24 protein-coding genes are annotated in these 25,428 nt (G+C 38.3%); 7 read left to right on the plus strand and 17 right to left on the minus strand.

From position 1 onward, the window contains the following. Positions 1-29: 29 nt before the first annotated feature. Both MKL38_RS18310 and rarD read right to left on the minus strand, forming a co-directional pair. Positions 30-515, minus strand: a complete 486-nt coding sequence (locus MKL38_RS18310; RefSeq protein ID WP_270904024.1) for a hypothetical protein — start codon at positions 513-515, stop codon at positions 30-32. Between the two features lie 234 nt (positions 516-749). Further along, positions 750-1,649: an EamA family transporter RarD gene (gene rarD, locus MKL38_RS18315; protein ID WP_017390297.1), complete on the minus strand. Its 900-nt coding sequence runs from the start codon at positions 1,647-1,649 to the stop codon at positions 750-752. Positions 1,650-1,758: 109 nt separating this feature from the next. Here rarD and MKL38_RS18320 point away from each other — a divergent pair, with 109 nt between their 5' ends. Continuing rightward, the gene (locus tag MKL38_RS18320; RefSeq protein ID WP_231761481.1) at positions 1,759-2,229 is read left to right on the plus strand and encodes an Lrp/AsnC family transcriptional regulator; all 471 of its coding nucleotides are present in this window, start codon (positions 1,759-1,761) and stop codon (positions 2,227-2,229) included. Between the two features lie 90 nt (positions 2,230-2,319). On the opposite strand, the gene MKL38_RS18325 is transcribed toward MKL38_RS18320, so the two are convergent. The 6 genes from MKL38_RS18325 to oxdA form a co-directional block, all read right to left on the minus strand. Beyond that, positions 2,320-3,531 carry a GTP-binding protein gene (locus tag MKL38_RS18325; protein WP_270904025.1) on the minus strand — a complete coding sequence of 404 codons (1,212 nt, stop codon included), beginning with the start codon at positions 3,529-3,531 and terminating at the stop codon, positions 2,320-2,322. A 42-nt stretch (positions 3,532-3,573) separates the two neighbouring features. Continuing rightward, the gene (nthB, locus tag MKL38_RS18330; protein ID WP_270904026.1) at positions 3,574-4,224 is read right to left on the minus strand and encodes a nitrile hydratase subunit beta; all 651 of its coding nucleotides are present in this window, start codon (positions 4,222-4,224) and stop codon (positions 3,574-3,576) included. Positions 4,225-4,266: 42 nt separating this feature from the next. Then, the gene (gene nthA / locus MKL38_RS18335) at positions 4,267-4,866 is read right to left on the minus strand and encodes a nitrile hydratase subunit alpha (protein WP_270904027.1); all 600 of its coding nucleotides are present in this window, start codon (positions 4,864-4,866) and stop codon (positions 4,267-4,269) included. A gap of 84 nt (positions 4,867-4,950) precedes the next feature. Continuing rightward, on the minus strand, positions 4,951-6,465 hold the full coding sequence (locus MKL38_RS18340; RefSeq protein WP_270904028.1) for an amidase: 1,515 nt from the start codon (positions 6,463-6,465) through the stop codon (positions 4,951-4,953). A 140-nt stretch (positions 6,466-6,605) separates the two neighbouring features. Then, on the minus strand, positions 6,606-7,484 hold the full coding sequence (locus tag MKL38_RS18345) for a transporter (protein WP_270904029.1): 879 nt from the start codon (positions 7,482-7,484) through the stop codon (positions 6,606-6,608). Positions 7,485-7,570: 86 nt separating this feature from the next. Beyond that, a complete protein-coding gene (gene oxdA / locus MKL38_RS18350; protein ID WP_151745393.1) occupies positions 7,571-8,620 on the minus strand; it encodes an aliphatic aldoxime dehydratase in 1,050 nt (349 codons plus the stop codon). A 422-nt stretch (positions 8,621-9,042) separates the two neighbouring features. Between oxdA and MKL38_RS18355 the strand changes: the two genes are divergently transcribed. Beyond that, the gene (locus MKL38_RS18355) at positions 9,043-9,993 is read left to right on the plus strand and encodes an AraC family transcriptional regulator (RefSeq protein WP_270904030.1); all 951 of its coding nucleotides are present in this window, start codon (positions 9,043-9,045) and stop codon (positions 9,991-9,993) included. Between the two features lie 103 nt (positions 9,994-10,096). On the opposite strand, the gene MKL38_RS18360 is transcribed toward MKL38_RS18355, so the two are convergent. After that, the gene (locus MKL38_RS18360; protein WP_270904031.1) at positions 10,097-10,534 is read right to left on the minus strand and encodes a DUF2147 domain-containing protein; all 438 of its coding nucleotides are present in this window, start codon (positions 10,532-10,534) and stop codon (positions 10,097-10,099) included. Between the two features lie 519 nt (positions 10,535-11,053). On the opposite strand from MKL38_RS18360, the gene MKL38_RS18365 reads away from it, so the two are divergent. Further along, positions 11,054-11,524: a Csu type fimbrial protein gene (locus tag MKL38_RS18365; RefSeq protein ID WP_270904032.1), complete on the plus strand. Its 471-nt coding sequence runs from the start codon at positions 11,054-11,056 to the stop codon at positions 11,522-11,524. A gap of 43 nt (positions 11,525-11,567) precedes the next feature. On the opposite strand, the gene MKL38_RS18370 is transcribed toward MKL38_RS18365, so the two are convergent. The 4 genes from MKL38_RS18370 to MKL38_RS18385 all read right to left on the minus strand — a co-directional run bounded on the left by MKL38_RS18370 (position 11,568) and on the right by MKL38_RS18385 (position 16,525). Continuing rightward, positions 11,568-12,266: a DUF1826 domain-containing protein gene (locus MKL38_RS18370; protein ID WP_270904033.1), complete on the minus strand. Its 699-nt coding sequence runs from the start codon at positions 12,264-12,266 to the stop codon at positions 11,568-11,570. A gap of 153 nt (positions 12,267-12,419) precedes the next feature. Beyond that, the gene (locus MKL38_RS18375) at positions 12,420-14,963 is read right to left on the minus strand and encodes a TonB-dependent siderophore receptor (protein ID WP_270904034.1); all 2,544 of its coding nucleotides are present in this window, start codon (positions 14,961-14,963) and stop codon (positions 12,420-12,422) included. A gap of 68 nt (positions 14,964-15,031) precedes the next feature. Beyond that, entirely contained in the window at positions 15,032-15,988 is a 957-nt protein-coding gene (locus MKL38_RS18380; RefSeq protein WP_270904035.1) for a FecR domain-containing protein, read from the minus strand. A gap of 30 nt (positions 15,989-16,018) precedes the next feature. Next, complete coding sequence (locus tag MKL38_RS18385) at positions 16,019-16,525, minus strand: sigma-70 family RNA polymerase sigma factor (protein WP_004642252.1); 507 nt, start codon at positions 16,523-16,525, stop codon at positions 16,019-16,021. 369 nt (positions 16,526-16,894) lie between these two features. On the opposite strand from MKL38_RS18385, the gene MKL38_RS18390 reads away from it, so the two are divergent. Together MKL38_RS18390 and MKL38_RS18395 are read left to right on the plus strand one after the other, a co-directional pair. Beyond that, on the plus strand, positions 16,895-18,268 hold the full coding sequence (locus MKL38_RS18390) for an EAL domain-containing protein (RefSeq protein WP_270904036.1): 1,374 nt from the start codon (positions 16,895-16,897) through the stop codon (positions 18,266-18,268). Between the two features lie 152 nt (positions 18,269-18,420). After that, a complete protein-coding gene (locus MKL38_RS18395) occupies positions 18,421-20,367 on the plus strand; it encodes an acid phosphatase (protein WP_270904037.1) in 1,947 nt (648 codons plus the stop codon). Between the two features lie 121 nt (positions 20,368-20,488). Here the strand turns inward: MKL38_RS18395 and MKL38_RS18400 are convergent, their stop codons facing one another. From MKL38_RS18400 to MKL38_RS18410, 3 genes are read right to left on the minus strand one after another with little or no spacing between them, the layout of a single operon-like run. Next, entirely contained in the window at positions 20,489-21,403 is a 915-nt protein-coding gene (locus tag MKL38_RS18400) for an alpha/beta hydrolase (protein ID WP_270904038.1), read from the minus strand. Continuing rightward, on the minus strand, positions 21,387-22,286 hold the full coding sequence (locus MKL38_RS18405) for an alpha/beta fold hydrolase (RefSeq protein ID WP_270904039.1): 900 nt from the start codon (positions 22,284-22,286) through the stop codon (positions 21,387-21,389). Before MKL38_RS18405 ends, MKL38_RS18400 begins: the two co-directional genes overlap by 17 nt. Before the next feature lie 21 nt (positions 22,287-22,307). Continuing rightward, complete coding sequence (locus tag MKL38_RS18410) at positions 22,308-23,360, minus strand: sugar phosphate isomerase/epimerase family protein (protein WP_270904040.1); 1,053 nt, start codon at positions 23,358-23,360, stop codon at positions 22,308-22,310. Between the two features lie 180 nt (positions 23,361-23,540). Between MKL38_RS18410 and MKL38_RS18415 the strand changes: the two genes are divergently transcribed. Beyond that, positions 23,541-24,140 (plus strand): TetR/AcrR family transcriptional regulator, encoded by a 600-nt coding sequence (locus tag MKL38_RS18415; protein ID WP_270904041.1) that lies wholly within the window; start codon positions 23,541-23,543, stop codon positions 24,138-24,140. Positions 24,141-24,151: 11 nt separating this feature from the next. Here the strand turns inward: MKL38_RS18415 and MKL38_RS18420 are convergent, their stop codons facing one another. After that, positions 24,152-24,661 carry a GNAT family N-acetyltransferase gene (locus tag MKL38_RS18420; RefSeq protein WP_270904042.1) on the minus strand — a complete coding sequence of 170 codons (510 nt, stop codon included), beginning with the start codon at positions 24,659-24,661 and terminating at the stop codon, positions 24,152-24,154. A gap of 218 nt (positions 24,662-24,879) precedes the next feature. Between MKL38_RS18420 and MKL38_RS18425 the strand changes: the two genes are divergently transcribed. Continuing rightward, positions 24,880-25,122 (plus strand): CPCC family cysteine-rich protein, encoded by a 243-nt coding sequence (locus tag MKL38_RS18425; protein ID WP_045435854.1) that lies wholly within the window; start codon positions 24,880-24,882, stop codon positions 25,120-25,122. Positions 25,123-25,428 lie beyond the last annotated feature (306 nt).

A 25,428-nucleotide genomic window follows, 5' to 3' on the forward strand; every position in this document is an offset into this window, starting at 1 on the left:
AGTGAAGCTAATTTCTAAGAGTAGTCATTCTATGAAATAAGCTCAAATTGTAATGAAAGCCAGTTTTTAAGATCATTTAAGAAGGTAGGCCATATCTCTTCTGGTTCTAATTTAGAAACACCTTCTAAAGCCAAATATAATTCATCATCATAATAATTTATGAGATCGTATAAATCTTCATCGTCAGCATATCTGGATATTTCTAGTAATATTGCAAACAAATTAGAGATTAATTCTATTGAATATTTGCTAGATGATAGTGTCTCTACATGTTTCTTTAATACTTCACAAAGAATTTTTTTCTTAAGAGTAGACTCTATGTTGCACTGGGCAATACTAATCTTATTAAAATAATCTAAGACTTCTTCATCTTTAGAGAAAAAACAAATTTCCAAAGCTAATAAGTCTGCTGGGTTTTTATCTAATTTATCTATAGCCCAGTTTTGAATGTCTTTAGCAGATCTTAAGTTTAATGTTAATTCCAGTTTGAGCTGAAATTTTTCTGCATCACTCATTTAATTTTATTCACTTCATTTAGAATTAATAGAATATACCTTATGCAAACAGTCTGTCATAGGTCGGCTGCTTTTATTTATACCCCTTTTTTGCTTAAGCCAAGTGTTGATAAATACTTTTTTAAACAATATAGCTAACTTTCTATTTTTTAAAAATTTCGCCAATATAATTTATTTATTCCAATAAATATTAAACACTTCTTTAATGCCTTTTTCATCTATAAATCTCGAAAGTTAAGCATAAGTATTTTTCTTTATGCTATTTACCCCTTCAATGATAAGAGTACAAACCGCTAACCATATCGCAATATAAGTGGGCCATTCATCAGTTTTAATGGTTTCACCAAGTAATATAGATACGGCTAATAATAGTATTGGTTCAACATATACAAGAAGCCCAAAAAGCGTCAAATTTAGATGCGGTGCTGAAAGAGATTGAAAGCCTAAAGCAAGAGCACTGATCAAACCAAGCCCTGAAATTAACCAAAGGGTATCAGGGTTGCTCATCAATTCATTTGAGCCAATATTCCCGTTAAAAATAAAGAATAGGCTAATAGGTAAACTCAGGATCATATCGAACCAAAGCCCTCCAATATGATTAGTATTAGTCTTTTGCCTTAACCAAAAATAAATCGGATAACCTAAACAAATAAGTAAAGTTGGCCATGTCAGTGTTTTTGATATCACCAACATGTTAATAATTCCAAGGATGGCAAAAATACAGGATATTTTTTGCAATCTCGACATTCTTTCTTTAAATGCGATTCGCCCTACAATTACCATAATGATGGGCATTAAAAAATATCCAAGAGATACATCGAGGCCGTAACCATTGGTAGGGGCCCACATGAATAACCAAAGTTGTAATCCAATAAGAAACGCAGAAAATATACGAGTTAAAAAGAAAAAGCGGTCTAGAAATATACGAGTGTATATATCACGCACTTGTTGCCAATTTCCTTTCAAAATAATAAAAAGAGTTAAACAGGGAAAAGTCAGCAATATACGCCAACCATACATTTCGTTACCCTGTAATGAGTGTAGTAAAGATGTATAGGCAAACATTAAAGCAAATAGGATAGAGCCAATTACATTGAGAGTTATACCAAGAGCCGTATTCGATTGAGTATGCATAGATATTTAATAGCAGAGTCTTTTAATTGATATTTTATTTCAGGTTGATTGATAATTAGGCTCTTATTTCTTAATATAAATGAGAAAATTTCTCACCGTATGGTTTGTGATGACATTAGATAAATTTGATTTAGCTTTACTTGAACTTCTTCAAAAAGATTGCCATATCCCATTACGTGAATTAGCAGATACTATTCATTTATCTACCGCCTCAGTGCAGCGTCGAATCCAAAAGCTACGTGAAAATGGCTATATTATTGGAAATATTGCTGTTTTAGATCCTGATAAATTAAATCAAGTGATTACAATTCTGGTCGAGATTCGAGTAAACAAAACTCATGCGACTGATCTAGATGATCTTAAAAAAAGCTTCTCTGGGCCAGAAATTCAGCAATGTTATTATGTCACTGGTGAGGCAGACTTTATGTTGGTGCTATTAGTACCGAGTATGAGTCGTTTTCAAAAGATTTGTGATGAGCTATTTCACAATAATTCTAATGTAGAGTGGTTCAAGACAACTGTTGTACTAGATCGAGTAAAAGTTACGTTAGAAGTTCCAGAAATAGATAAAAAGTTATAATTAAAAAATTATATTAATCAAAGTATAGGGTTAATTTTCTTCAAAGAGTTTGATGTGATTTGATCTTCTAAAAAAGTGGGTTGATAAACATCAATAATCTGTCCAAACGTCAGGTCCATCTTCAATTTCATCTAATGTTAATAAACACAGATCAAGTTGCTGTTGAAGTTGTTCCCAGTCAATATTTTGACCGATAAAAACAATTTCCTGTCGACAGTCGCCTGTACGTTCATCCCATTTTTCAAAAATACTATTACGACGATAAGCATCCTGAGGCCAGTCAGCCTGATTAATAAAATTCCACCATTTGCCTACATACTCCCATGCAAATTGATTTCCTGTTTGCACGAGCATCGCAATATCCTGATAACTGTTGGCAAACCAGATGTAGCCTTTACAGCGTAATAAAGCACCATTATTCCATGCTTGCTGTAAAAAGCTCTGAAAACGTTGGGGATGAAAGGGAAGACGCTCATGATATACCCATGAAGAAATACCATAATTTTCAGATTCAGAATGAATATTCTCATTCGGATCCATCTGTTTCATCCAGCCTGGGGACTTCACCAAATCAGGCAAATTGAATTTATGAGTATTTAGAATTTTTTCGAGATCAATTTCACCAAAGGACATGGGGAAAATTTCTGCTGCTGGGTTCAGTTCAGTGAGTAGTGATCGCAATTGATAGAATTGTTCTTGTCCAATGACATCAACACGGCTGACTAAAATAACATTAGCGTATTCAACTTGTTCGATCAAAAGATCCGATAAAGGGCGTGTTGTCGACAACTGTTCTTCTTGATGGGCTGTTTCTACTTTGTCATTGGATTGAATCATTTGAGCAAAGTTCTCACCATTTACTACAGTAACCAGCGTATCTAAACGGGCCAGCTCACTTAAGCTAAAACCATTTTGATCAAGAAAAGCAAAAGTTTCGGCAACAGGCATGGGCTCTGAAATACCCGTTGATTCTATTAAAATATAGTCAAACTGTGACTTGCGCGCGATTGTACTAATTTGTTCGAGTAAATCTGCCCTTAACGTACAACAGATACATCCGTTGCTCATTTCAATTAATTCATCAGTACCACGACTGAGATCTACATGACGGCGCACATCTTCAACATCAATATTAATTTCACTCATATCATTGACGATTACTGCTACTTTCATATTCTGCTGATGATTCAGAATATAGTTGAGTAGGGTGGTTTTGCCTGAACCTAAAAATCCAGATAAAACTGTCACAGGAATACGAGAGGAATTAAGTTCAAATTCTGAATTTAATGGGTTTACTGTCATGTAGGATCTCTTTGTTCGTGATAGTTAATATAGAAAATCAGGTTAAGACGAGACCTGAGCTTTATCTAAATAGCTCTCAAATAAATCAACGACTACAGAACCTTCAAGAGCTGCCTCTCCCCATAATTCCTGTGTTGTAAATTCCACATGATACGTTGGTTGTGGTAATGCATCTGCATGACCATGGCCCGCAGCATCTGGGAATGGCCACTTTTCTGTAGTGCGGTGAAGGACAATACCTATTTTTCCTCTTACATAGGCAGGTACACGAATATGACCAGAAATATATTCATCACGAACAGTAACTCGGTCTCCAACTTCAAATGGTGGACGTCCTGAAATTGCAGCGCGGCCATTTGAATGATTTGGGCTAGCGAGTTGAAAATGAGAACCTAGAGCTTCATCCAGTTCTTCTTGCGTAATCACACCAGTCTCTGTAAGCAAAGTTGCTGTTGCAATCACATAACGCTCATAATATTCAGTTCCAACATGTTGCCGTAAACCAATACGCTCTACAGCATGACGAATCTGATCAATATTAAATTTATTGAGATGTCCTGCACCTAAAAACATTAATGTGTAGGCGAGGTGTTCCCAGTCTTTTTTAAATACAGGTTTATAACTCTTACTATTAATTTGGTGATCAATTGGGCCAAAACCTTGCATACCACCTAAATCATGAAAACCATCCATTATCATTACTCCACTATATAGTTGATAAAGCGTTACTAAAAACTAAGGTAATTTTGGCAATGCAACACCAATAAGTACGTCCTTGGTGATGAGCTTTTGAAGTTCTTCTTCAGTCATATGCTCAGTTCCTTCAGGACGCATTGGTAATACCAGGTAACGTGTTTCGGCAGAGGTATCCCATACTTTGATTTTGATATCTTCGGGTAGTTCCGTACCCAGTTCTTTTAGTACCGTGCGGCCTTCACGCACTAATCGCGCCCGAAATTCAAAACTCTTGTACCATTCTGGGGGTAAGCCCAACACGGGCCAGTTAGTGCAAGAACAAAGGCTGCAAACAATTACATTTTTGATTGTTGGTGTATCTTCAAGGGCAACAATATATTCACCCTGCGGGCCGGTATAACCAAACATTTCACATGCAGCTGTACCATCGCGTAATAAAAGCTCACGATAGGCTGGGTCAGTCCATGCTTTAGCAACCACATGAGCGCCGTTAGCCGGATCAAATTTATTGGCAAGCAGATCGGTTAAACCTTCGATAAATCCTTCTGGTATTAATCCTTTATTGCTCAGTACTTTGTGTAATGCCCATGCTCTCTCGCCTGGGGTGGAGTTTGATGTTTTAGAAACAGATGTACTCACGTGTAATACTCCTTGGTAAAGATGAGTTTCAACGAACCATCTTCATGAAGAAATGGTTTGATTGAATGAACGTTTTGATTTTGCTTAAAAAGTTTTCCAGTCAACCGCTGCTTCAAAAGCGGCTGCTGCTTGATAAATGGTGCCTTCGTTAAAGTGACGTCCGATGAGCATCATGCCAACAGGTAGATCATCTACGAGCCCACATGGCACACTCATCGCTGGATGGCCTGTAATATCTTGTGGTGCTGTATTTCCAATCATTTCAAAGGCACGGGTAATATATTCAGTTAATGAACAATCTGAGTCAGGCAGAGGTTGGGCAACAATAGGTAGAGTTGGCATTAATAGAAGATCGTATTCAGCCAATTTTTGGTCATAACCTGCACGGGCACGTCGTACAATATTTTGTGCTTTAGCGTAGTAACGACCTGAATAGTTTCGAATGCCGTATTCGCCCACAAACATACAGACTTTTAATGTTGGAGAAAGTTGATCGGCTTTTTGACGCCAGTCTTTATGTTTATCGAGTAGTTTGACATCGTATAAACCTTCCCAATTGAAGCCCATGCCATTCCCATGCATCATTTGTGCAGTCAGGCCTTCACAGCCTATTGGTGTCCATAGTGCACCTGCGAGTTGATGTTCAGGCAAAGAGATTTCTTCAACAATTGCACCGAGTTTTTCAAACTCCGCTGCGGCTTGGCGAACTTTTTCTGCCACTCTTAAGTCCATGTTGGGTAGAGCAAAGCCTTCGTTAACAACACCGATTTTTAAACCCTTCACACCGCGATCTAAATAACTTGTGTAGTTTTCAACGTGAACAGCATATTGACGTGGATCCAGCCCATCGATGCCTGCGATGACTTCAAGCAGTAGCGCATTATCTTGAACCGAACGACTTATTGGCCCTGCATGATCAATAGTATTTTCAATAGGCATAATCCCGCTATAAGGAACCAATCCATGGGTGGGTTTCATCCCATAAACACCGCAAAAAGCAGCGGGAATACGGATTGAACCGCCTTGATCGCAAGCGATTGCTAAATCGACATCGCCGTTTGAAACAAGTGCAGCACTCCCAGATGATGAACCACCTGCACAATAGCCGTGACGATATGGATTGTGTACTGGGGCAGGGTCTGAGGTGTGGCTGCCACCTGATAAACAGAAATGTTCACAAGTCGCTTTACCTAAAATCGTAGCACCTTCATCAAGCATACGAGTCACTACAGTGGCATCATAATCGGGTATGAAACCTTCCAAGGTAGATGAACCATTCATCATTGGAACTTGAGCAAGTGAGACATTATCTTTCAGAGCAACTGTTTTTCCTGCAAGTTTTCCAGTGGGGGCACCTTTAACTTCAGTTTTGTAATACCATGCATTGAGATGATTTTCGGTTAGGTCAGGACGATAAGGTTCAGTACGTGGATAATGAACTTCTGGAATTTCATCAGCCAGTTCATCAATCAAATCGTATGCATCAAAATTAGCCTGCATAACACTTAGATATTCCTCAGCTTCTGCATCAGTCAACTGCATGTGCAGGTTGTTTGCAATCTGTTTTAAATCGCCGATAGTTGGTCTTTGAATTGCCATAATTTTTTACCCGTCACTTGTTATTCTGACTGAAGATATTCTTTAAATTAGTCTGTTCTTTTCTTGAAAACTTGATTTAAAGCGCCAGACAATTGTTCGAAAAGGACAACATGAGCAGTTATCCTGATAGGGGCTAACTTTTAAAAAATGCGTAAATAACGCAAGTTGAGACGAAAATCTTCTTTAAGGCCATCATCTACTGAAAGATCACGTCCCAGTTGCACTACGAACTGGTCTTTAGGCGTCATAAATTTGCTAATAGCAAAGCGAATGTTGGTGGTTTCGGTTGAGTTATCTTGTGAAACATTATTGATTTTGGTTTCACCACCCCAGTTATGCCCGATGCCTAAACCCAAAGAGGTTGTAGCATTTGGCATATAGCGTCCTATGACTTGTGTTTCAAACGAGATATCCTGTTTAAGGGTGTCAGAATTTGCTCCGTAATTATCGTTATTGGTGTAAAAGACCACATCACCCACCAGATCTAATGCCCAGTTTGGTGTGAAATGTTTAACATATGCACCCTGTAAATCAAATTTCCAGCGATTACTCCCCAAATTTAACGGTTTATCATTGTCGTAATCTCCGGTCGGAGCATTAAGATAAAGCGTTCCTGCAAGAACATCTTTAGCATCATTTAAGCGATAGCGGACAGGAGCGGTTAAAACAAGATCTCCTATACCAGAGGTGCTCCCAAGTCCGCTTGCATTGTCTTTACCTTCAACGCGACCAAAGGGTAATAAGAACTGTGGTTCAATTGTGACGCGATCGCTGAGTTCGAATACATGGATCATCCTTGCGATTCCTATGTTTGATTCGACTTTCATATCTTTTGCGGCAGTTGAACCATTGCTATAAAGAGCATCGGTCGTGGCATGTTGATAATATATTGCACCGAGAGTTAGGCCACCGGGAGCTTGCTCATAATCACCTGGCATCACTTCAGCCCCATGTGTTTCAGCATATGCAGCCAGTAGGGCTATTAACATCATGTAATATTTATAATATTTTGAACTCATTTGCATTTCCTTTAGGCAATAACCAGCCATGAGCACAGTCAGACTGTGCCTGTATTCTTGTGAAATAAAATAATTTTTAGGGTTATTTAGGTGGTTTGTGCATCACGCATCATGCCCGTTTGAGAGTGGCAATTGATGTATTCAAATATTTGATGTTTGGCATCACTGACTGAAACTTCATGATAAAGACGCAAGTTTTGTAGGCCAGTAACAACTTTGAAGAAAGTGGTAAAAATTCTGAGATGTGTGGGATGTGATTCTGCCCAACGTTCTAGTTTATCTAATGAGCGCCAGTAACCTATATCGTAAGCGATATCAAGTAAGTTACCGTCAAGATCAACATTCCGAACAAAACGATTGCTATAGCATCCTACAGATTGGCCTTCATCGCGAAGGAAATCCATGCCATCCTGCAATGAAGGCAGCATTTCATTAAAATATAATGCTCTTTCTTGTTCATCTGCATTGACCCAGTCCTGACCAGAACGGATTAAAGTTATATTGTCATGGCCCTGTACGACTACACGTCCACCTTTTTGAGGATCACCTGAAAGTATCTGTAATTCGCCGTTGGCTAACATGCGATCTGTCTGTGAAACCGGAAAGCGCTCTCGTGCAGATCCCCAATATCCATGTTCTTGAATATCATCGCTGATACGATCCATGACCGCGCCCACACCAGGCAAATCTTCTTTAAATGCATATAAGGTTTCAAATTGTTCAGCCCGTGGCGAAACAATTTCACGAAAATAACCGATACCATCATTTAAACGGTCATCTGAATTCCACCAGTCATTGACCTCTGCTAAACGTGCCCATTGACAGTAGGCAGCGGGATCACGCCAGTAACCAACCACAATATAATTTTCATAGTTCTGATTATCAGTATGATGTGTTATATCGTGATTTAATGGTCCGTTTTCTAAACCAAAACTTTTTACGATGTGCTGCATCGCTTTTACAGCCGCAGCTTTTTGGTCTGGTTTAAACTGTATACCTAAATAAGCCATCACAACTTGCTGAAGATCTGCATCAGCCCGAGCTACCCACATGGCAAATGGGGGTTCATATTCATCATGAATTCGGCGGCTAAGTGTGCGAGGACATTTTAGATGTTTGTCGATTGCTGATTCCATTTCCTTTCTCCTATATCTCTTATTGCAGTGTTTCAATCGCAAAATTCGTATTGCCTTAATCAAAACAATTAGGCGTTGTTTTAACGGTTGTTTATGTTGGGGGAGCACCGTTGTTATATTGATATTACGCAAGGCATAAAACGAAACTTGGTCAGAATGGACAATCGCTTGTTTAAAAAAGACAGGTTTTAATTTGATCAAAAAAAATATATCGTTTAATTTATAGTGAGCTGTTGATGTTGCAGGATTGCTCCATCAGCATCTAAAAAAGTATAAGTAGATGAATAAAACAAACGAGTCTTATGGAAAAGACTTTAACTGTGCAAAGAGATATTAGAAGAGTAGTGGTATGAAAGTTGCTTGATAAAAGCAAGACCATATTTTTTGACATCTTGCGTAGTCGTATAAGGGATTAAATTGCCATGAATCATTATCAGTCATTAAATCCGATTCATTATTCAACTCAAGATATAAATGCATCTGAACGTTTCGAATATTGGAATGATGTTGTGTTACGGCACTGTATTCCAGCTCAAAGCAAGCCTGAAGATGAAAAATCTTTTAATGGTGAATTAAGTGTACGTCATCTTGGTTTGATAGATATATGCACTGTTTCATCAACTATGCACTTTTGGGAACGCACCGAAAAGCATCTACGGTTTGGGCCAAATGATGATTTGTGGCTTGGATTTATGGAAAATGGTTGTGGACAACTAGCCCAAGGTGGCAGAACAACACAATACCGAAATAATAGCCTCATGCTATACGATGCTGCACAAACCTTTCAGTTCAATTTAGCCGGAAACAAAAATCACTTAATCCGAATTCCTCGCTATTTATTAATCAATCGTGTTCCTAATATTGAACATTTAACTGCTCAAGTTTTGGATGAAACTCGGCCTGGAATTATTCCTTTGCGTGAGATGCTACGTCAATCAGTAGATCAAGCATTTGATTTTTCCAATATAGATTTTGCTGAACGCTTTGCTAAATCAGCTTTAGAGTTATTGGTATTAAGTTTAGAAGTACAGGATATTGCGAAGGTAAATATTGAGCGGGATTTGTATAGTAAGGCTATGAGTTTTATTTTAAGAAATTTACAAAATCCTGAACTTAACTTAGAAAAGATTGCACAGACACATTGTGTATCAACACGAACATTGAGTAGGGCATTTGCAAGACATCAAAAGACGGTCATGTCAGTCATTTGGTCTGAACGTTTAATAGCAAGTCGTGACGCACTAAAAAGTGGTCGGGTGGCTAGCATTTCTGAAGTAGCTTTAGATTATGGTTTTACTGATTTTTCACATTTTAGCCATGCATTCAAAAAGGCTTTTGGTGTAACACCTCGAGAATATTTTAAAAACTGTTAAGAATATTCAGACAATTTTGAAAAAATTGCATGGCTCTTGAGATAAAGGATTAAGTCAAAAAACCATGCAATTTATAAATAAAGTCTTTTAAAGACCTCGAAGCTTATTTAATTCGATACCACGTTTGGTTCCGACCAATTGCAGAGATACCAATGTATCCACGCGCGATAAGTTTGCTACCATCTGGTGACATTGTTGCACTAAAACGATATGTCTTATTTGACTGAGGGTCGAGGATAGATCCTTTGTCATATTTATTTTGACCTACACTTTTTAAATTTTTGACGATGGTTAAACCAATTAAAGATTTGTTTTTGTAGGTACCTTCACACATCGTACATTTATTGGCTTCACTCGGAACGAGTATTTTTTCGATGTTAGCAGAGAGGTTACCATTTTTATCTTCGCTAAATCTTACCAGTGCTCTGGGTTCATTGGTTGCATCATCAATTGTTTTCCAAACACTGCCATGTAATTTGTCTGAAGCAAATGAATGAATCGAATAAAAGCTGAGTAAAAGTAATAATAAATATTTTTTCATATCAATAGTTTCTCTAATTAAAAACAGGTGGCTTTAATTGCCAGAATCATTCATTTTAAATTTAACTTCACAATCTTCTTTATATTGAATCAATAAGATAAATAATATGTAAAGTTATAATCTATTTCCCGTAATATTATTTTGATCGTTTTTTTTATGCAATTGCGATAATAGACAGAATTAACAAATACATCCTCAAAAGTTGATTATCAGATCATAAGTTATTAACAACTTTTTGAAGCATGCACTGATTAGGCAGATATAAATTGTGATAAATGATGACAAAAAAAGTGTTTAAGGGAAATAAAAACATCAACTACTTTTTAAATTGGTTAGATTGCGTGTAATTCATCACAAATTCTAAAAAATAATATGGAAATCATTTGTTTAGTATTGATTGACAGTCCGCAATATTAAGTTTTATAACTAAAATATCCTGAAAACTGTTTCTTTAGTAAGAACAGAGAAATAACAATATAAAGACGAATAGATATTAGAACGAAAATATAAGGAGAAGAAATGAAAGTCATTAAATACGCCTTATTTTCTCTTATGGGAATGCTGATAATAAATAGTGCAGATGCCGGAAATACATCTACATCATTGAAGGTCAGTTTAACCATTGTAGAAACGTGTGAAGTTTCCACACAAGGAAATTTAGATTTTGGTTCAGTTGTTCGCTCTCAGCCAGTTGCTGGTGCAAGAACGGATGTATCTGTCCAATGTAGTCAAAATACACCGTATCAATTGGCGGTAACTTCAGACAATAACTTTGAACTTAAATCTGCTGCCAGCACAGCATCTGTTGCATATGTACTCTATCAAGATGCAGGCCATACTCAAATTTGGGGAGGGTCGGGAAGTAAAATACGTTCAGGAGTCGCTACAGGAATGAAAGAAATTATTCCTATTCATGGGGCAATTACATCGAGTACCAATGTTCAGGCAACCAAGTATGAAGATTGGGTCCGTGTGAATGTCATATATTAAGAGTAGAAAAAAGTAATGATGAATATAAGAACCACCGAAATATTTAACAAATCAACAGCAATCGATATTCACCATTTTTTTCAACAGGCGCCCGATGGACACACGGCAAAACCTTTTGAGTAGGATGGTCTACAGCCAGACGCCACAAATGTCCTGTGCCTAAATTTACAGGTTGGGCGTTAGATTTAGGCTGATAATGCAAATCAAAAAAATACTCTGCCAAAAAGGCTTCAAATTCAGCATCTGGGCCTTCATATAATGCTTTGAGCTTTTCTCTAATTTCTGGAATTAAAACTTTTTGTTCAACCTGATCATTGGGCACAATATCACTTGCAGCGCCGTGATAGGTACATAAAAAGGTGTCTGTTTCAATGGGGGAGCGATCAACATGAAATGAATATACGTCTGTTGAAATGAAATCTAGCTCTTCATCGCGCTCATAATGTTTAAGCAAATTAAGTACAGGTGATGCGCCAAATTCAGTTAACTGCTCGATATCTTCTAAAATAGTTTCCCTTGCCAAATTGCCTTGTTCTGAAAGCGGTAGTGCTAAAAGGTCTTCAATAGAAACTTCTGTAATATTTTCTTTTAAATGAAGTTTATTCACAATTTCTTTAAAGTCACCAACCAAATTTCTGTGCCAACACATCGCATTTGCCTCTCCTTGAAACTTTGTACTTATAAGTTCAGGGAAACTAGAAACTTGTCTAATTTGATTGCTGTCAGAAAATGCATTCTTCATATGAGAATTAAAAAAAATAATAGAGCATGTCTAATATTATAGCCTGAGCTTAGGCGAAAATATCCTAGTCCAGCTTATTAAGTAGATTTAACCTTACTTCAGAAGAATATTATTTGCCTCTGAAGTAAGGTTTTTAAAAGTCGAGTAATTTATTTACCACTCATATTTCACGCCCACTCGAAAATTGGTTGGAGCGCCGTAATAGCTATTTGTGGTGGCTAAATGGTATTTCTCATTAAATAAGTTATTAAGGTTGAAGTTGAGCATAAGATTATTGTTCACCTTATAACGCGCCATTAAGTCGACCAAAGCGTAACTTTCTTGAGTAAATCTACCCGTTGCAGAGACTGCATTTTTCTCATAAATTTCGCTTTGCCAACGAATGCCGCCCCCAATGGTAAGCGCTTCATCAAGATAAGGCAGGGTATAGGTCGTAAACAGTTTGGCTGTGTTATTTGGCACACCGGTATTTAATCGGTTGTCTTGGCTATCTTTTGATAAGTTACGGCTAAAGCTTGTGGAAACTTGCCATAAATCAGTCAACTTACCTGTCGCTTCAATTTCAAAACCGCGGCTTTTTGTGCCAGATTCTGTTCGATATGCTTGAGAACCATCTGGGGCAAATACATTGGTTAATGCAATCGCTGTATTGTCCTCTTTAGTTTGATAAATAGCAGCGCCAACATTTAACTGATTATCAAAAAACTCACCCTTAATACCCAGCTCGGTACTATTGCCTATTAATGGGTCTATGTATTCGCTTGTAACGGCTTTCTTATCTTGTGGTGAAAAAATATTGGTGTAGCTTGCATACGCAGTCCAGTTGTCAGTGAAATCATAGGTAATGCCCACATATGGAATTACCTTGCCACTTTCTTCTTGTGTTGTGTAGGTAGTCGTATTCTTAGCATCTGAATGATCGCCCGTTACACGTTCCCAGTCTTCAATTCGAGTACCTAAAATGACAGCAAGATTGTCTGTTGCTTTAAGACGAACAGCACCAAAAATAGATTGGCTACGATCATCGCCACTGTACCAACCATCTATTTTTGTTTCAGGGCGGTTAGGTGTACTGCCATCCCAAGCAAAAATATTTTTTAGAGTGCCATCCCATGTCATTTTATCGTCAACTGTGTTATTCCAGCCAGAATAGGTGGGGCGTTTATTTTTACTTTTTGTGTAGGTTGTGCCGAGTACTACATCATGAGTTTGATTAAATAAATCAAATGAACCGTTTAAGGTTAAATTGAACAAGTCTTGAGTAGGGCGATAATCCCAACGGGTTGCATACAACATCGCCCCGCTACCTGTGGCTTTATCGATTCCTTTACTTGAGTAGGTATAGCCTACAATTTCATCCGAATCGGTAATTGTTCTAGACACCACACCTTTTAATTTCCAGCGGTCATTAAACTTGTGTTCAATATCGGCAAAGTAAGATGTAGTAGAACGGTCAGAACCCGTCCAACTCGCTGCCGCTGAATCTGAACGTGACCAGACGATTAAACTCCCGTCGGTATAAAAGCTAGGTAAACCACCCCTAGCGACACCAGTCATGTCAATTTGTTGGTAACTAACACCTAAACTTGCTTTGGTTTGGTCGGTTAAATCGGCTTCTACTACGGCATAAGCCACTTTACGTTCTTCGTTGTAGCGGTCGATGTAAGAGTCTGATTTTTGGTAGGCAAACAGGGTACGACCACGAATACTTCCAGACTCATTAAGCGGTGTTGAAACATCAATATCGGTACGGTAAGAATCCCAAGAACCGATGTCAGCACTCACGGAAGCCTTAAAGTCTTGTAATGGTTTTTTTCGGACCAGATTAATACTTGCGCTTGCACTTCCGGCACCTGTCATTAAGCCATTTGCACCTCGAACAACCTCTACACGGTCAAATAAAGCCATGTCCTGACTTTGGAAAATACTTGAATATGAACTCATGAGCTTCACTCCATCGAGTAAATAACTATCCACTTCTTTACCGCGAGCGTAAATAGGGGAATTATCACTACCAATATTTCCGCCTTGTTTAATTGAGAGGCCTGCCGCCTGACTTACAACATCGGTTAGTTGTGTCAGGTTCTGATCTTTCATTTGTTGATTGGTGATTACACTGACCAATTGAGGCGTTTCTTTCAAACTTAAAGCTAAGCCAGTAGAAGCAGTGGTGGCTTTCGCCGTATATAAACCTGAATCTTCGGTTGTTAGGTTTTCACCATGATCGGCATTAACATGAATTGTTGCTAAATGGGCTGTACCTGCTTCACCACCTGCCGTATCAAATTCTTTACTGCTATTTGCTTTGGTTTTAATCGTTTCCAACTGAAAGACTTTGGGTTCAATCGGAGCGGGAGAAGACTTCACTCGGATGCTATAGCCGCCATTGTTGACTTTAACGGCTTCAAATGGGTGACTTTGCAATAAAAGGTTTAAGGCATCATCAACAGCATAATTCCCTTTAAGCGCTTTGCTTTTTGTTTTTGAAAGGCTCGCATTATCGTAGCTAATGGTCGTACCCGTTTGAATCGCAAGTTGCTTAATGGCCTGATCAAGTGTGCTTTGATTAATTGAAATGCGATAAGTTTGCGCAGCGTAAGCAGAAGTTGTGGTAAGCGCCGTGACCACCAATGGCGTACTCCACAGCACTGCACGTATAGCCAAAGCCAATTTACTTTTTGCTTGATAATCCTTCATGTGGTCTTCTCGACAGAGAGTGTATTTCTCTATAAGTCGAACCAGATCAAAAAAAGGGTCATGTTTTTTTATCTTTTTTTTATATTTAACAGATAAGGACTGTAATAGGTCAGTTCAAGTTGATGGCCATAGGCCAAAGTTTCTAAGCTTTGCTCAGGATTTTTTAGAGAAAACACGCCAGAAATCTTAATATCTTTCAATTCTGGGTCGAGGTGGTAGGTTCCTTTTTTATAGCGGAATAGTTCATCCAACACTTTTTGAAGTGGCCATTGATCTACGACCAAAAGTTGTTGGGTCCAATACGGTTGATCGTTATCGAGAGGAAGAGACTTTGAAATATATTTTTCGTCAAAAAAAGCACGCCGACCTTGTTTTAATATCTGCCGTTTAGATGAGTTCTCTGGCTCAATGGCTACCGCATGTTTATAGACTTTAACTTTTGTTTGTTCGCTATTTTCTTGTCTCACTGAAAATTGAGTACCTAAGGCTTCTACTGAACCATTCTTGGTTTCGACAATAAATGGCCGATGCTGAGCATCCTTTGCCGTTTCAATATAAATTTCCCCATCAATCAGTTTTATTTGACGTGTCTCTTGCGTGAAATTTACATCGACATAGCAATTACTTGCCAAGACCAGTTGTGAACCATCTTTTAACGATACTTTTTTAATTTCACCCACTTTGGTGTGGTAGTCCGACTGCCATTTTTCCCAAGGTATGAAATAGGCAGACAAGCCAACGATGACTAAACCTGAAAGGCTTAACAGCATATTACGTTTTGCAGCGAGATTAAATTTTTGATTGGACTGGACTAACGCTTCTGAAGGGAAGCTGCCTGCAAGGTTTGATAAACCGTGGCTAAATTTTTCCATTTGCAGGAGTGCTAATTGATGTTCTTTTTTTTCAGCTTTCCATTGCTCAAACTGTTGCTGCTGTAACGCTGTCATTTCCCCTGAATGCAAAAGTACCAACCAATCTGCGGCTGCATCTAAAACATGATGAGGGATTTTCGTAATATCTGACATAGGGTAGCAATTTAAGCGCGTTTAACGGGTTTAATTATAAAGGTCTATACATGCTAAAAAAGCTTGTTTCATATCTCTTTTTACCGTGGCCTCAGAAATATTGATTTTTTCACTAATTTCTCGATAAGTCATGCCGTCTAGTTGCGACATCAAAAACACTTGAGCTGTTCGGGTAGGGAGTTTTTCTAAAATTAAATGAACCTGATACAAGGTTTCTTGAATATAAACTTCATGTTCGGCAGAGGGATAATATTCTTCTGGAAGATGTTGTAGGGCATCGAGATAGAGATTTTCAATATGTTGACGGCGCCAATGGTCAATAATGACATGCTTGGCGATCCCCATTAGCCATGCTTGCGGCTCTTTAATTTGTTTAAAACTATATTCACTTTTTAAAGCACGATAAAACACTTCCTGACTCAGGTCTTCAGATTGATGATGGTGCTGAAGTTTATGTTTAAACCATGACAAGAGCGTGGTTTGCTGAGAACGGTAAATTTGGCTAAACCATACTTGTTTATCTACATTCAGGTTCATAGCAGAGGAGCCCACAAATTGGTAATGAGTAGCACAATTAAACAAACATTTAAGATATTCTTAAATAGTAATGATAATTATTATTAATATCAATCATTGAAACGATATATTCTAAAAATGGTAATGTTCTAATTTTTCACTATTTAAAGCCTGTACCTTCGTCGCTGAGGCATGTATCGTTAGGGAATAATACTTTAAAATTATAGGGTGATTGAAAAAGCAACATCATTCAATTAAACAACTGGACTGTACCACCACAATTAAAACAACACCGATCTCAATTCGAATCATATAAAGAACAAGGGAATAAAACATGAAGTTTTATTGGTGAATATTGAAAAGGAAAATCAATGATCAAGATGGGGGTCTATGAAGAAATATTTTACGGTTGATTTATTTATGATAGCTTCGTCTTACTTTAAAAAACGTCAGAAAAATTACCGCGCCGTAAAGGATCAGCAGCTTACAATCGCAGCAAAAGCGAATATCTTTATTTGCATTATTTTTTGCTTGTTTTGGACCATATATTTCGCATTTTCTCAAATGTGGTTGATTGTTGGTATGGACATCTTTTTTACACTGATCTCCATATTTAGCCTTTTTCTCATTTATATAAACCGTGTTTCAGCGGGCATTCTTTTATCTCAAGTCGTTTTGCTTGTTTTTCCAGTCATTTTTTGCTTATTTTTTGATGTAGCTACAAGTGACCGTCCGCAGGTGGCTCAATTGTTTTTACCTGCTGGGGCGATATTGGGGTATTTAAATTACCGTAGAAATCCAAGCTTTTTACAAATTGTTTTAATTCTATTGTCGATCGGGTGCTTTATATTTTTTAGTGGCAGCTCTTTTAATCTTGATAGCGCTATACCTTTGCCCGAAGATATTCGTGACCATGGTGGATGGATTGCAACTTGTGTCGCTACACTCATGATTTGTATTTCAATTTACACCATGCAATTAGAGATACAAACAGAAAATACCATGGTGCAAGACTTACGCTTAGCAATGGCTAAAGAACAATTTGAGCTTTTTTATCAACCGCAAATCAATGCTTCTGAAACACTAATTGGCGCAGAAGCTTTATTACGATGGCAACATCCTGTTTTAGGTTATGTTCCCACAAAAGATTTTATTCCCGCGGCTCAAACTTTTGGGTTAATGCCAGAGATTGGGGAGTGGGTATTGGCTCAAGCCTGCAAAGTTTTAAAAGATTGGAGTAAAAAAGACGAGACCAAAGATCTTACGCTTTCAATCAATATTAGTGCTGATCACTTTATGCAACCAAACTTTGAGCAGAGTGTGATCGGACTGATTCAGCAGTATGAGATAAATCCATCTCGACTCATATTAGAAATCACTGAAAATATTGCTTTAACGAATTGTGTAAGCATGATTGAAAAAATGCATTTCTTGTCTAAAAATGGAATTCAGCTTTCTCTTGATGATTTTGGTACAGGTTATTCATCTTTAAGCTATTTACAGAAGATGCCCATTAGACAAATCAAGATTGATCGTAGCTTTGTACAAGCAGCTTTGGATGATAAACGCAGTAATAAATTAGTCACTGGTATTATTAAAATTGGACTAGATTTGAACCTACAAGTGTTAGTAGAGGGGATTGAAACTGCTGAACAGTTTAGCGCTTTTAAAAACAATGGCTGCACGGAGTTTCAAGGCTATTTATGGGGATGTCCAATGCCATTAAATGATTTTCTTAAAGAATTGCCGCATTTCAGTAAATAAGCAAAATGGCTATTTCAGCCTTTAACAGACAAATATGGAACGTAAAAAAGAGAAATTACATTATTTAGAAAAATTTAAATTAACTGGTGATATGTAATAACAACTAAACATTAATGATGAAAGATACGGATATTTATTAAACGGGTTACATCATGTCAAGCTTTAAAATAAATACACTTTTACTTTCTCTTATCTCTTGTTCGGTCTTTTTTACGGGTTGTAATGACAGTAACTCTTCTGATGATAATTCTGCAGCAAATCAAGAAATACCAGCAGCGCCAAAGGGCGTAGGATATGAAGATACCGCTCCTGTACCATCAAATATCACCACCATGGTAGATTCATGGATGACCAATCAACGTGGCGATGCAAGATATGCAACGGTTGAAACAAATGCTGGTGTACGTGTGCTGAGTGGCTTTTTAGATGTATGGACGCCCTCAAGCTTATTTGTAGATGCAGGCCAATCTGCGGAGGCAAAAGACGGCTTTCCGGCAGTAGTCGCATCAAACTGGACAGGTTTACCGGGTGACAGTACGGACGGTATAAAAAAGAATGCAGATGTATTGAACTACAACATTAATTATTCAATTCAGACGACTCATAAACGTACAGACGAAGAAGCTATACGTGCCTATTTAGATGATAGACGCGGAAAAAGCTATAGTGTCACGACAGGGATGGGAGCATTAACCGATCCGTGGCGAAAACTCACTGGGCAGACCACCACAATCAATTCAGTACCAGCCGATGCCGCACAAGTAAAATATGATGACAAAGGAAATAATAGTGGACTAACCACGGCCGATGGAAACGCCAACTTTGGAAAAGTCGTTGAATTTGTTCAAGCGATGGGGAATAACTCTTCGACAGAGTCTGCAAAACGTTTTTATAAATATGCTCGCCCGTGGCGTTGGAGTTCTGAAGTTATTGTAGTGCCTAGTTTAGAGTCTGCAAAAAGTAGTACGCCTGCAACTGACGGTGGATTCCCAAGTGGACACACAGCTGAAGCTGGTCGAAATGCAATTGCGATGGCGTATTTAGTACCCCAACGTTATCAGGAACTAATCGCTCGTGGTTTAGATTTGGGTGATTCACGTATTATTGCGGGAATGCATTCAGCGATGGACGTGATTGGTGGACGACTTCAATCAATTGCCGCAGATGTTGCAAACTTAAATGCCATGACTGTAGAGCAACGAAAAGAAGCTTATTTACAAGCTCAAACACAGCTTATGAAAGAAACCAATAGCTCAACGTTTGAATCATTTTATGGTTTGTCTAAAACACCGTATGATGCTAATGACCGTTTTGCCGATATTGAAAAATTAAAACAGCAGGTCAATCACTGGATGACCTATGGTTTTAACCAAATTGGCGATAAAACAAAAATAGCCACCGTGCCTAAAGGAGCCGAAGTTTTATTAGAAACCCGACTTCCTTATTTAACTGCCGATCAGCGCCGAGTAGTTCTAAAATCGACTGCGCTTGCTTCGGGGTATCCTGTCATGGACGACGTAGAAGGTTATGGCCGCTTAAACCTGTTTAGAGCGGGCGCAGGTTATGGCAGCTTTGATGGTGACGTAAATCTGACCATGGATGCAAGTTTAGGTGGCTTTAGCCAATATGACCAATGGAGTAATGATATTACGGGTGCGGGTAAACTGACCAAATCAAGCACGGGAACTTTAGCCCTTACAGGAAATAACGCGTTTACTGGTGGTATTGATTTAAAGCAAGGTGGTTTAGAAATATTGTCTGAGCATGGTGCTGGTCAAGGCGATATTTATATGCATGAAAATAGCCTATTAAAAACCAACTCAGCAAAAACAGTTAACATTGCGGGTAATTTAACTCAGCTTGCAGAAACGACATTCAACATCACGTTTAAATCGAATGTACTTCCAGCAGTTCAGGTGGCAAATACCCTGACTTTAAATGGAACATTGCAGCTCGTTACAAAAGACAATTTAGCATCAGGCACTTATACGGTGTTATCAGCTAAAAAAGTCCAAGGCACCTACAAAAAAGTGACACTGAATGGCAAGGATATTACGCCAATCTATCAAAATAATAGCGTTAAGTTCACGGTCTCATAAGCGTAACTCGGATAACCAATATCCATAGTTAAAATTTAATTGGGCCACTCCAGAAGTGTAATTAAACAATTTTGAAGAGTGGCCCGACTAAGCAATATGTTTAAATAATCGAAAAATCTATCTACATACGAATTTTGCTATAGATAGATTTTACATTCTCGGGGCGAATGGCCAACATGTGAATCGCACCGTGAATCATTCCTTCTAACAAATGAAAGTTCACCTGAATACCGGCATCCCACAATTTTTGAGCATATCTTTCACCGTCATCGCGAACGGGATCATATTCACAAATAAAAATGGTCGCATCCGGCAATCCATCTAAAGACTGAGCGAGTAACGGGCTTACAAGTTCATTCTGTTTTTCACTTTCATACGGCACATATTGATCCCAGCAATAAACCATTGTGGATGACTCCAAACCATAACCTTCTGCGTATTGGCTATAAGAATTGCTACTCATGGTTGCATCTAAGGCGGGGTAGAACAGAAGTTGATGGCTCACCTTAATTTCTGGATGTTGTTTTGCCATGAGACATGTGGCCGCAGCTATATTTGCGCCGGCACTATCTCCACCTACAGCAATACGGTTGGGATCAATTCCAAATATTGAAGCATTCTCGCTGATATAACGGAAGGCCGTAAAAAAATCATTTAAAGGTGTTGGGAACTTAAACTCTGGAGCCAATCGATAGTCCACAGAAAACACAACCAGTTGAGTGGATTCTGCTAATAACCGACACGAGCGGTCCCATGCATCTAAACTTCCCAGACACCAGCCTCCACCATGAGCAAAAACTAAAGCGGGCCGTTGCTCAGTGTTTTCAAGGGAATGGGGAACATAAACACGAACCTCAATTTCCATATCATCTGAAACAGCCACATGAAAACTTTGCTGATAGCTTGCATCATGATGAATGCCTTGCTGATCAATAATGTCTTTATTTACTTGTTCCCTTAGCTCTTGCAACGAGTTTACAGCCTGTGTGGTTGGTCTGGACTTAAGCCAGCTTTCAATTTCAGCAAGTAGAGGCATAGCTTTTTTCCTGCTGCAAGAAATCTAAAATGAGAGAACTAAATGTTTCTGACTGTTCTTCCATAATGAAATGACCGCAGTCTTTTACAATCGCACTGGTTAAATGCGGTGAAACCTTTTTCATGGTTTCATAAGGTGCATTGTCTGTGGCATGTTCAGCGCCTATTGCTAAAACTGGCATGTCTAAGCTTTTAGTTTCTCTGATTTTATTTTGACGAATGGTCTCTGGAATAGAACGGTAATAATTAAAACCCGCCGTTAATCGACCCGGAATTTTATAGGCTTCAATATAAGTTTCAATCGCCACTTTATCTTTGTGCCACGACCATTTATCAAACATATAATTTAAATAAGTATCTTCACGGCCTGCGATTAAAGCTTCGGGTAAATCTAAGGTCTGGTTAAACATGAAATGCCAAAGAAAGATATTTTCACTCGGCTCAACAAAAATAGGAGGTGCGGGCGCTAAACCGGGAATCACTGCTTCTGTTACCGCAAGACGAGTCACTGACTCAGGAAAGTCAGATGCAAGCGCATAGGCAACCCACATGCCAATGTCGTGACCAACAACCGAATAAGTTGGATATTCAAGTTCAGTCATAAGCATCGATAGAATTTTAGCAATACGCCCCGTATCGTAACTTCCCTCCAGTGGAGCTGAATTTCCGGTCCCGGGTAAATCAACAGCGATTGCTCGATAACCCTGTTTTGCCAGTTCAACCATGACCTTGTGCCACGCGTACCATGTTTGCGGCCAGCCCGGAATCAGTAATACAACTGGACCTTCCCCTAAGGTGACGTAGTGTAATTTTTTACTTTCGATGTGAGTGTAATGATGATGGAATTCGTTATGTGAGTTTTCATTGAATAATTGAGTTTTCATTTTGAGTTCTCTTACGATTCCTTAAATACCTAATAACTGATTAATTTGAGTCTGATTCACAGGGGCAGCAGCAAAGTCATCAAACACTTTATCGGTGACATGAATAATATTTTGCTTAATAAACTCGGCACCTTCGCGTGCGCCATCATCTTTATTTTTCAGGCAGCATTCCCACTCCAACGTTGCCCAGCCTTCGTAGTCGTAATGCGCTAACTTGGAAAAAATCGCTTTAAAGTCAACTTGACCATCACCCGTAGAACGGAATCGAGCTGCTCGATTTCCCCAGCTTTGATAGCCGCTGTACATCCCTTGGCGGCCTGTTGGATTAAATTCGGCATCTTTAACATGAAACATGCGAATGAAATCTTTATAGATATCGATATATTCCACATAGTTCAGTTGCTGCAAAACAAAATGGCTTGGGTCAAAAAGAATATGGCAACGTGGGTGGTTATGAGTTCGCTCTAAAAACATTTCAAATGTAATGCCGTCATGCAAATCTTCACCGGGGTGAATTTCATAGCAAAGGTTGACGTCTTGTTCATCACAAGCATTCAAAATAGGAAGCCAGCGACGCGCTAATTCATCAAAAGCCGTTTCGATGAGTCCTGACGGTCTTTGAGGAAATGGAAATACATAAGGCCACGCCAAAGAGCCTGAAAATGTCCCCATGTCTTTAAGACCTAAACGGGCAGATGCTTGAATTGAAGCGAGCATTTGCTGTTTTGCCCACTCGGTTCTAGCTGATGAATTGCCATGCAAATGAGATGGGGCAAAGTTATCGCACATTGAGTCATAAGCAGGATGCACAGCCATTAACTGTCCAAAGATATGAGTCGTTAACTCACTGATTTTTAAGCCATGATTATTTAAAGTACCTAATATTTCATCGCAATAATCTTGGCTTTCTGCTGCCAAATTGACATCAAATAAACGCTTATCCCAAGCAGGTAGTTGTACCGCTTCAAAGCCTTGGTTTGCTACCCAAGCAGCAATATCTTCTAGACGGTTAAAAGGGAAAACATCATCGCTAAATTGAGCAAGATGAATACTAGGGCCTTTGATGGTTTTCATAATAAAACCTAATTAGTTGTCGATCGACAAACAATAGGCTGAATTTTGGATAAAAACAACTTTTTATTTGAAAATCAAAACAAAACGGGACTATTTTGAATAAATCTCATTGATTTATTTGTGAAAATATTTTTTTCGAATAATAATGAAAAGACGTACTAAATTTGATGAAGGGTCATTATGGCTGGCAGACCAAGAGAGTTTGATCGAGAAGAAGCCCTCGTAAAAGCGAGAGATTTTTTCTGGCTTCACGGCTATGAAGGCACATCAATGTCAGATTTAGTTGAAGTTTTGGGGATTGCCTCAGCTCGAATTTATAAAGCATTTGGTTCTAAAGAGGCTCTGTTTAGAGAGGCCGTAAATCACTATGAAAAGAACGAAGGTAATTTCGCGCTAAACGCTTTAAAGCAAAAAAATATTAAGGATGCCATCAGCCAATTATTCCAAGATGCGCTAGCACTTTACACGCAAGCCAACCATTCCTATGGGTGCATGGTTGTGTCTGCAGCGAGTGTGCTAGGCGAAGAAAATCAAGCTGTTTTAGACTGGATGAAAGCACAGCGTATTACACGGGGCCAAAGTCTGGTCGATCGATTTGTTCAAGCAAAATCAGATGGTCAATTGGTTGCAGAGGCTGACCCTAAAACCTTAGGGCAATATTACGCGCTCGTTCTCCATGGATTATCTGTTCAAGCAAGAGATGGATATTCGCAAGAAGAGCTTTCTCAAGTGATTAATTTTGCATTAAAAAATCTAGATCAATATGTTGTGAGTGTTTAGTGAATTGAGGTTTAAAAGTTAACAGGAATCTCATAGGTTACAAATTCGTATTTGGGACCTGTAGATTTTGAAACTACTTTGCCTCCCAGAGATTCAGCAATTTTTCGACTTGGATAATTCTCTTCAGCGACTGGATAAATAAAATATTCAGGTTTAACAAAGTCGACTGCCCACTTAGCGACTCCTGATACAGCTTCTTTTCCATAACCATGATAATGATAATCTTCGCGTATCCAGATTCCTAACTCTGGATGAGGAGTTTGCATACGATGTAGACCAACAAGACCTACAAATATTTGAGAATGTGCCTCTCTTATAACAAATATAATTTCAGATTCAGCTTTGAAGTTTTTTAACCAACCATTCCAAGTTTGATCAAACTCATGTCTTGGTTGAGGGCCCCACGCCATATAGCGTGTCAGGGTAGGGGTAATACAGTTGAATGTTTCATCGGCATCTTCTGCTGAAAATGGTTTTAGATTAAGCCTTTGAGTAGAAATGCTCACTTCATGCAGATTCATAACCATCCTTATATAAATTACTTAAGTTTAATTGTTATCAAAAATATATTATTAATACTAGAGTTAGAATAACTAATAAACCATGACCAATAATAGCTATAAAAAATTTTAGTTTTGAATGGTAAAAATAGAGGAACACATTCATGAGCTATCCATAAAATGTGTTTAAACTTACTGATGGTATACTTTATTGGAATAGACAAAGATGGGATAAAATAGTGTCTTACGCATGTCTATGTTGTGGTTATCTTACATTTGATGACTTAGCCTATGATTCGTTTGAAATCTGTCCAATTTGTTTTTGGGAAGATGATAATGTTCAGAATGAAGATCCTGATTATATGGGTGGGGCAAATGGCATTAGCTTAAATATGGCTAAACAAAATTTTCAATTATTTGGAGCAATAAAAAAAGAATTGATACCGTATGTCCGTAAACCTCTTGAAGAGGAAATACCTTGATAAATAAATATACTTGTATAAATGGGTTGGAATAAAATTACATATTTACATCCTTTGTAATAAGGTTTTATCAATTTATTGGAAATTCTTAAAGCAGAAAAATAGCCATTTGTCTTTATTTTAGTGTTTTATAAACCCCAATTTAACAATAGATTTTAATTATTTATCTTTACTTTTTAATGATCTATTTTAATACGATTGTCATTTCGTGTGCTTGACTGAAAGAGGGTTGAATACTATTCTTTGCCTGCTGGCCTACATTGCCAGTCGGTTTTAGCAGACCGTATACGACCGCATCAGAATTTA

Origin of the sequence: Acinetobacter sp. AOR14_HL (assembly GCF_027855175.1) — a bacterium.
GTDB lineage: Bacteria > Pseudomonadota > Gammaproteobacteria > Pseudomonadales > Moraxellaceae > Acinetobacter > Acinetobacter calcoaceticus.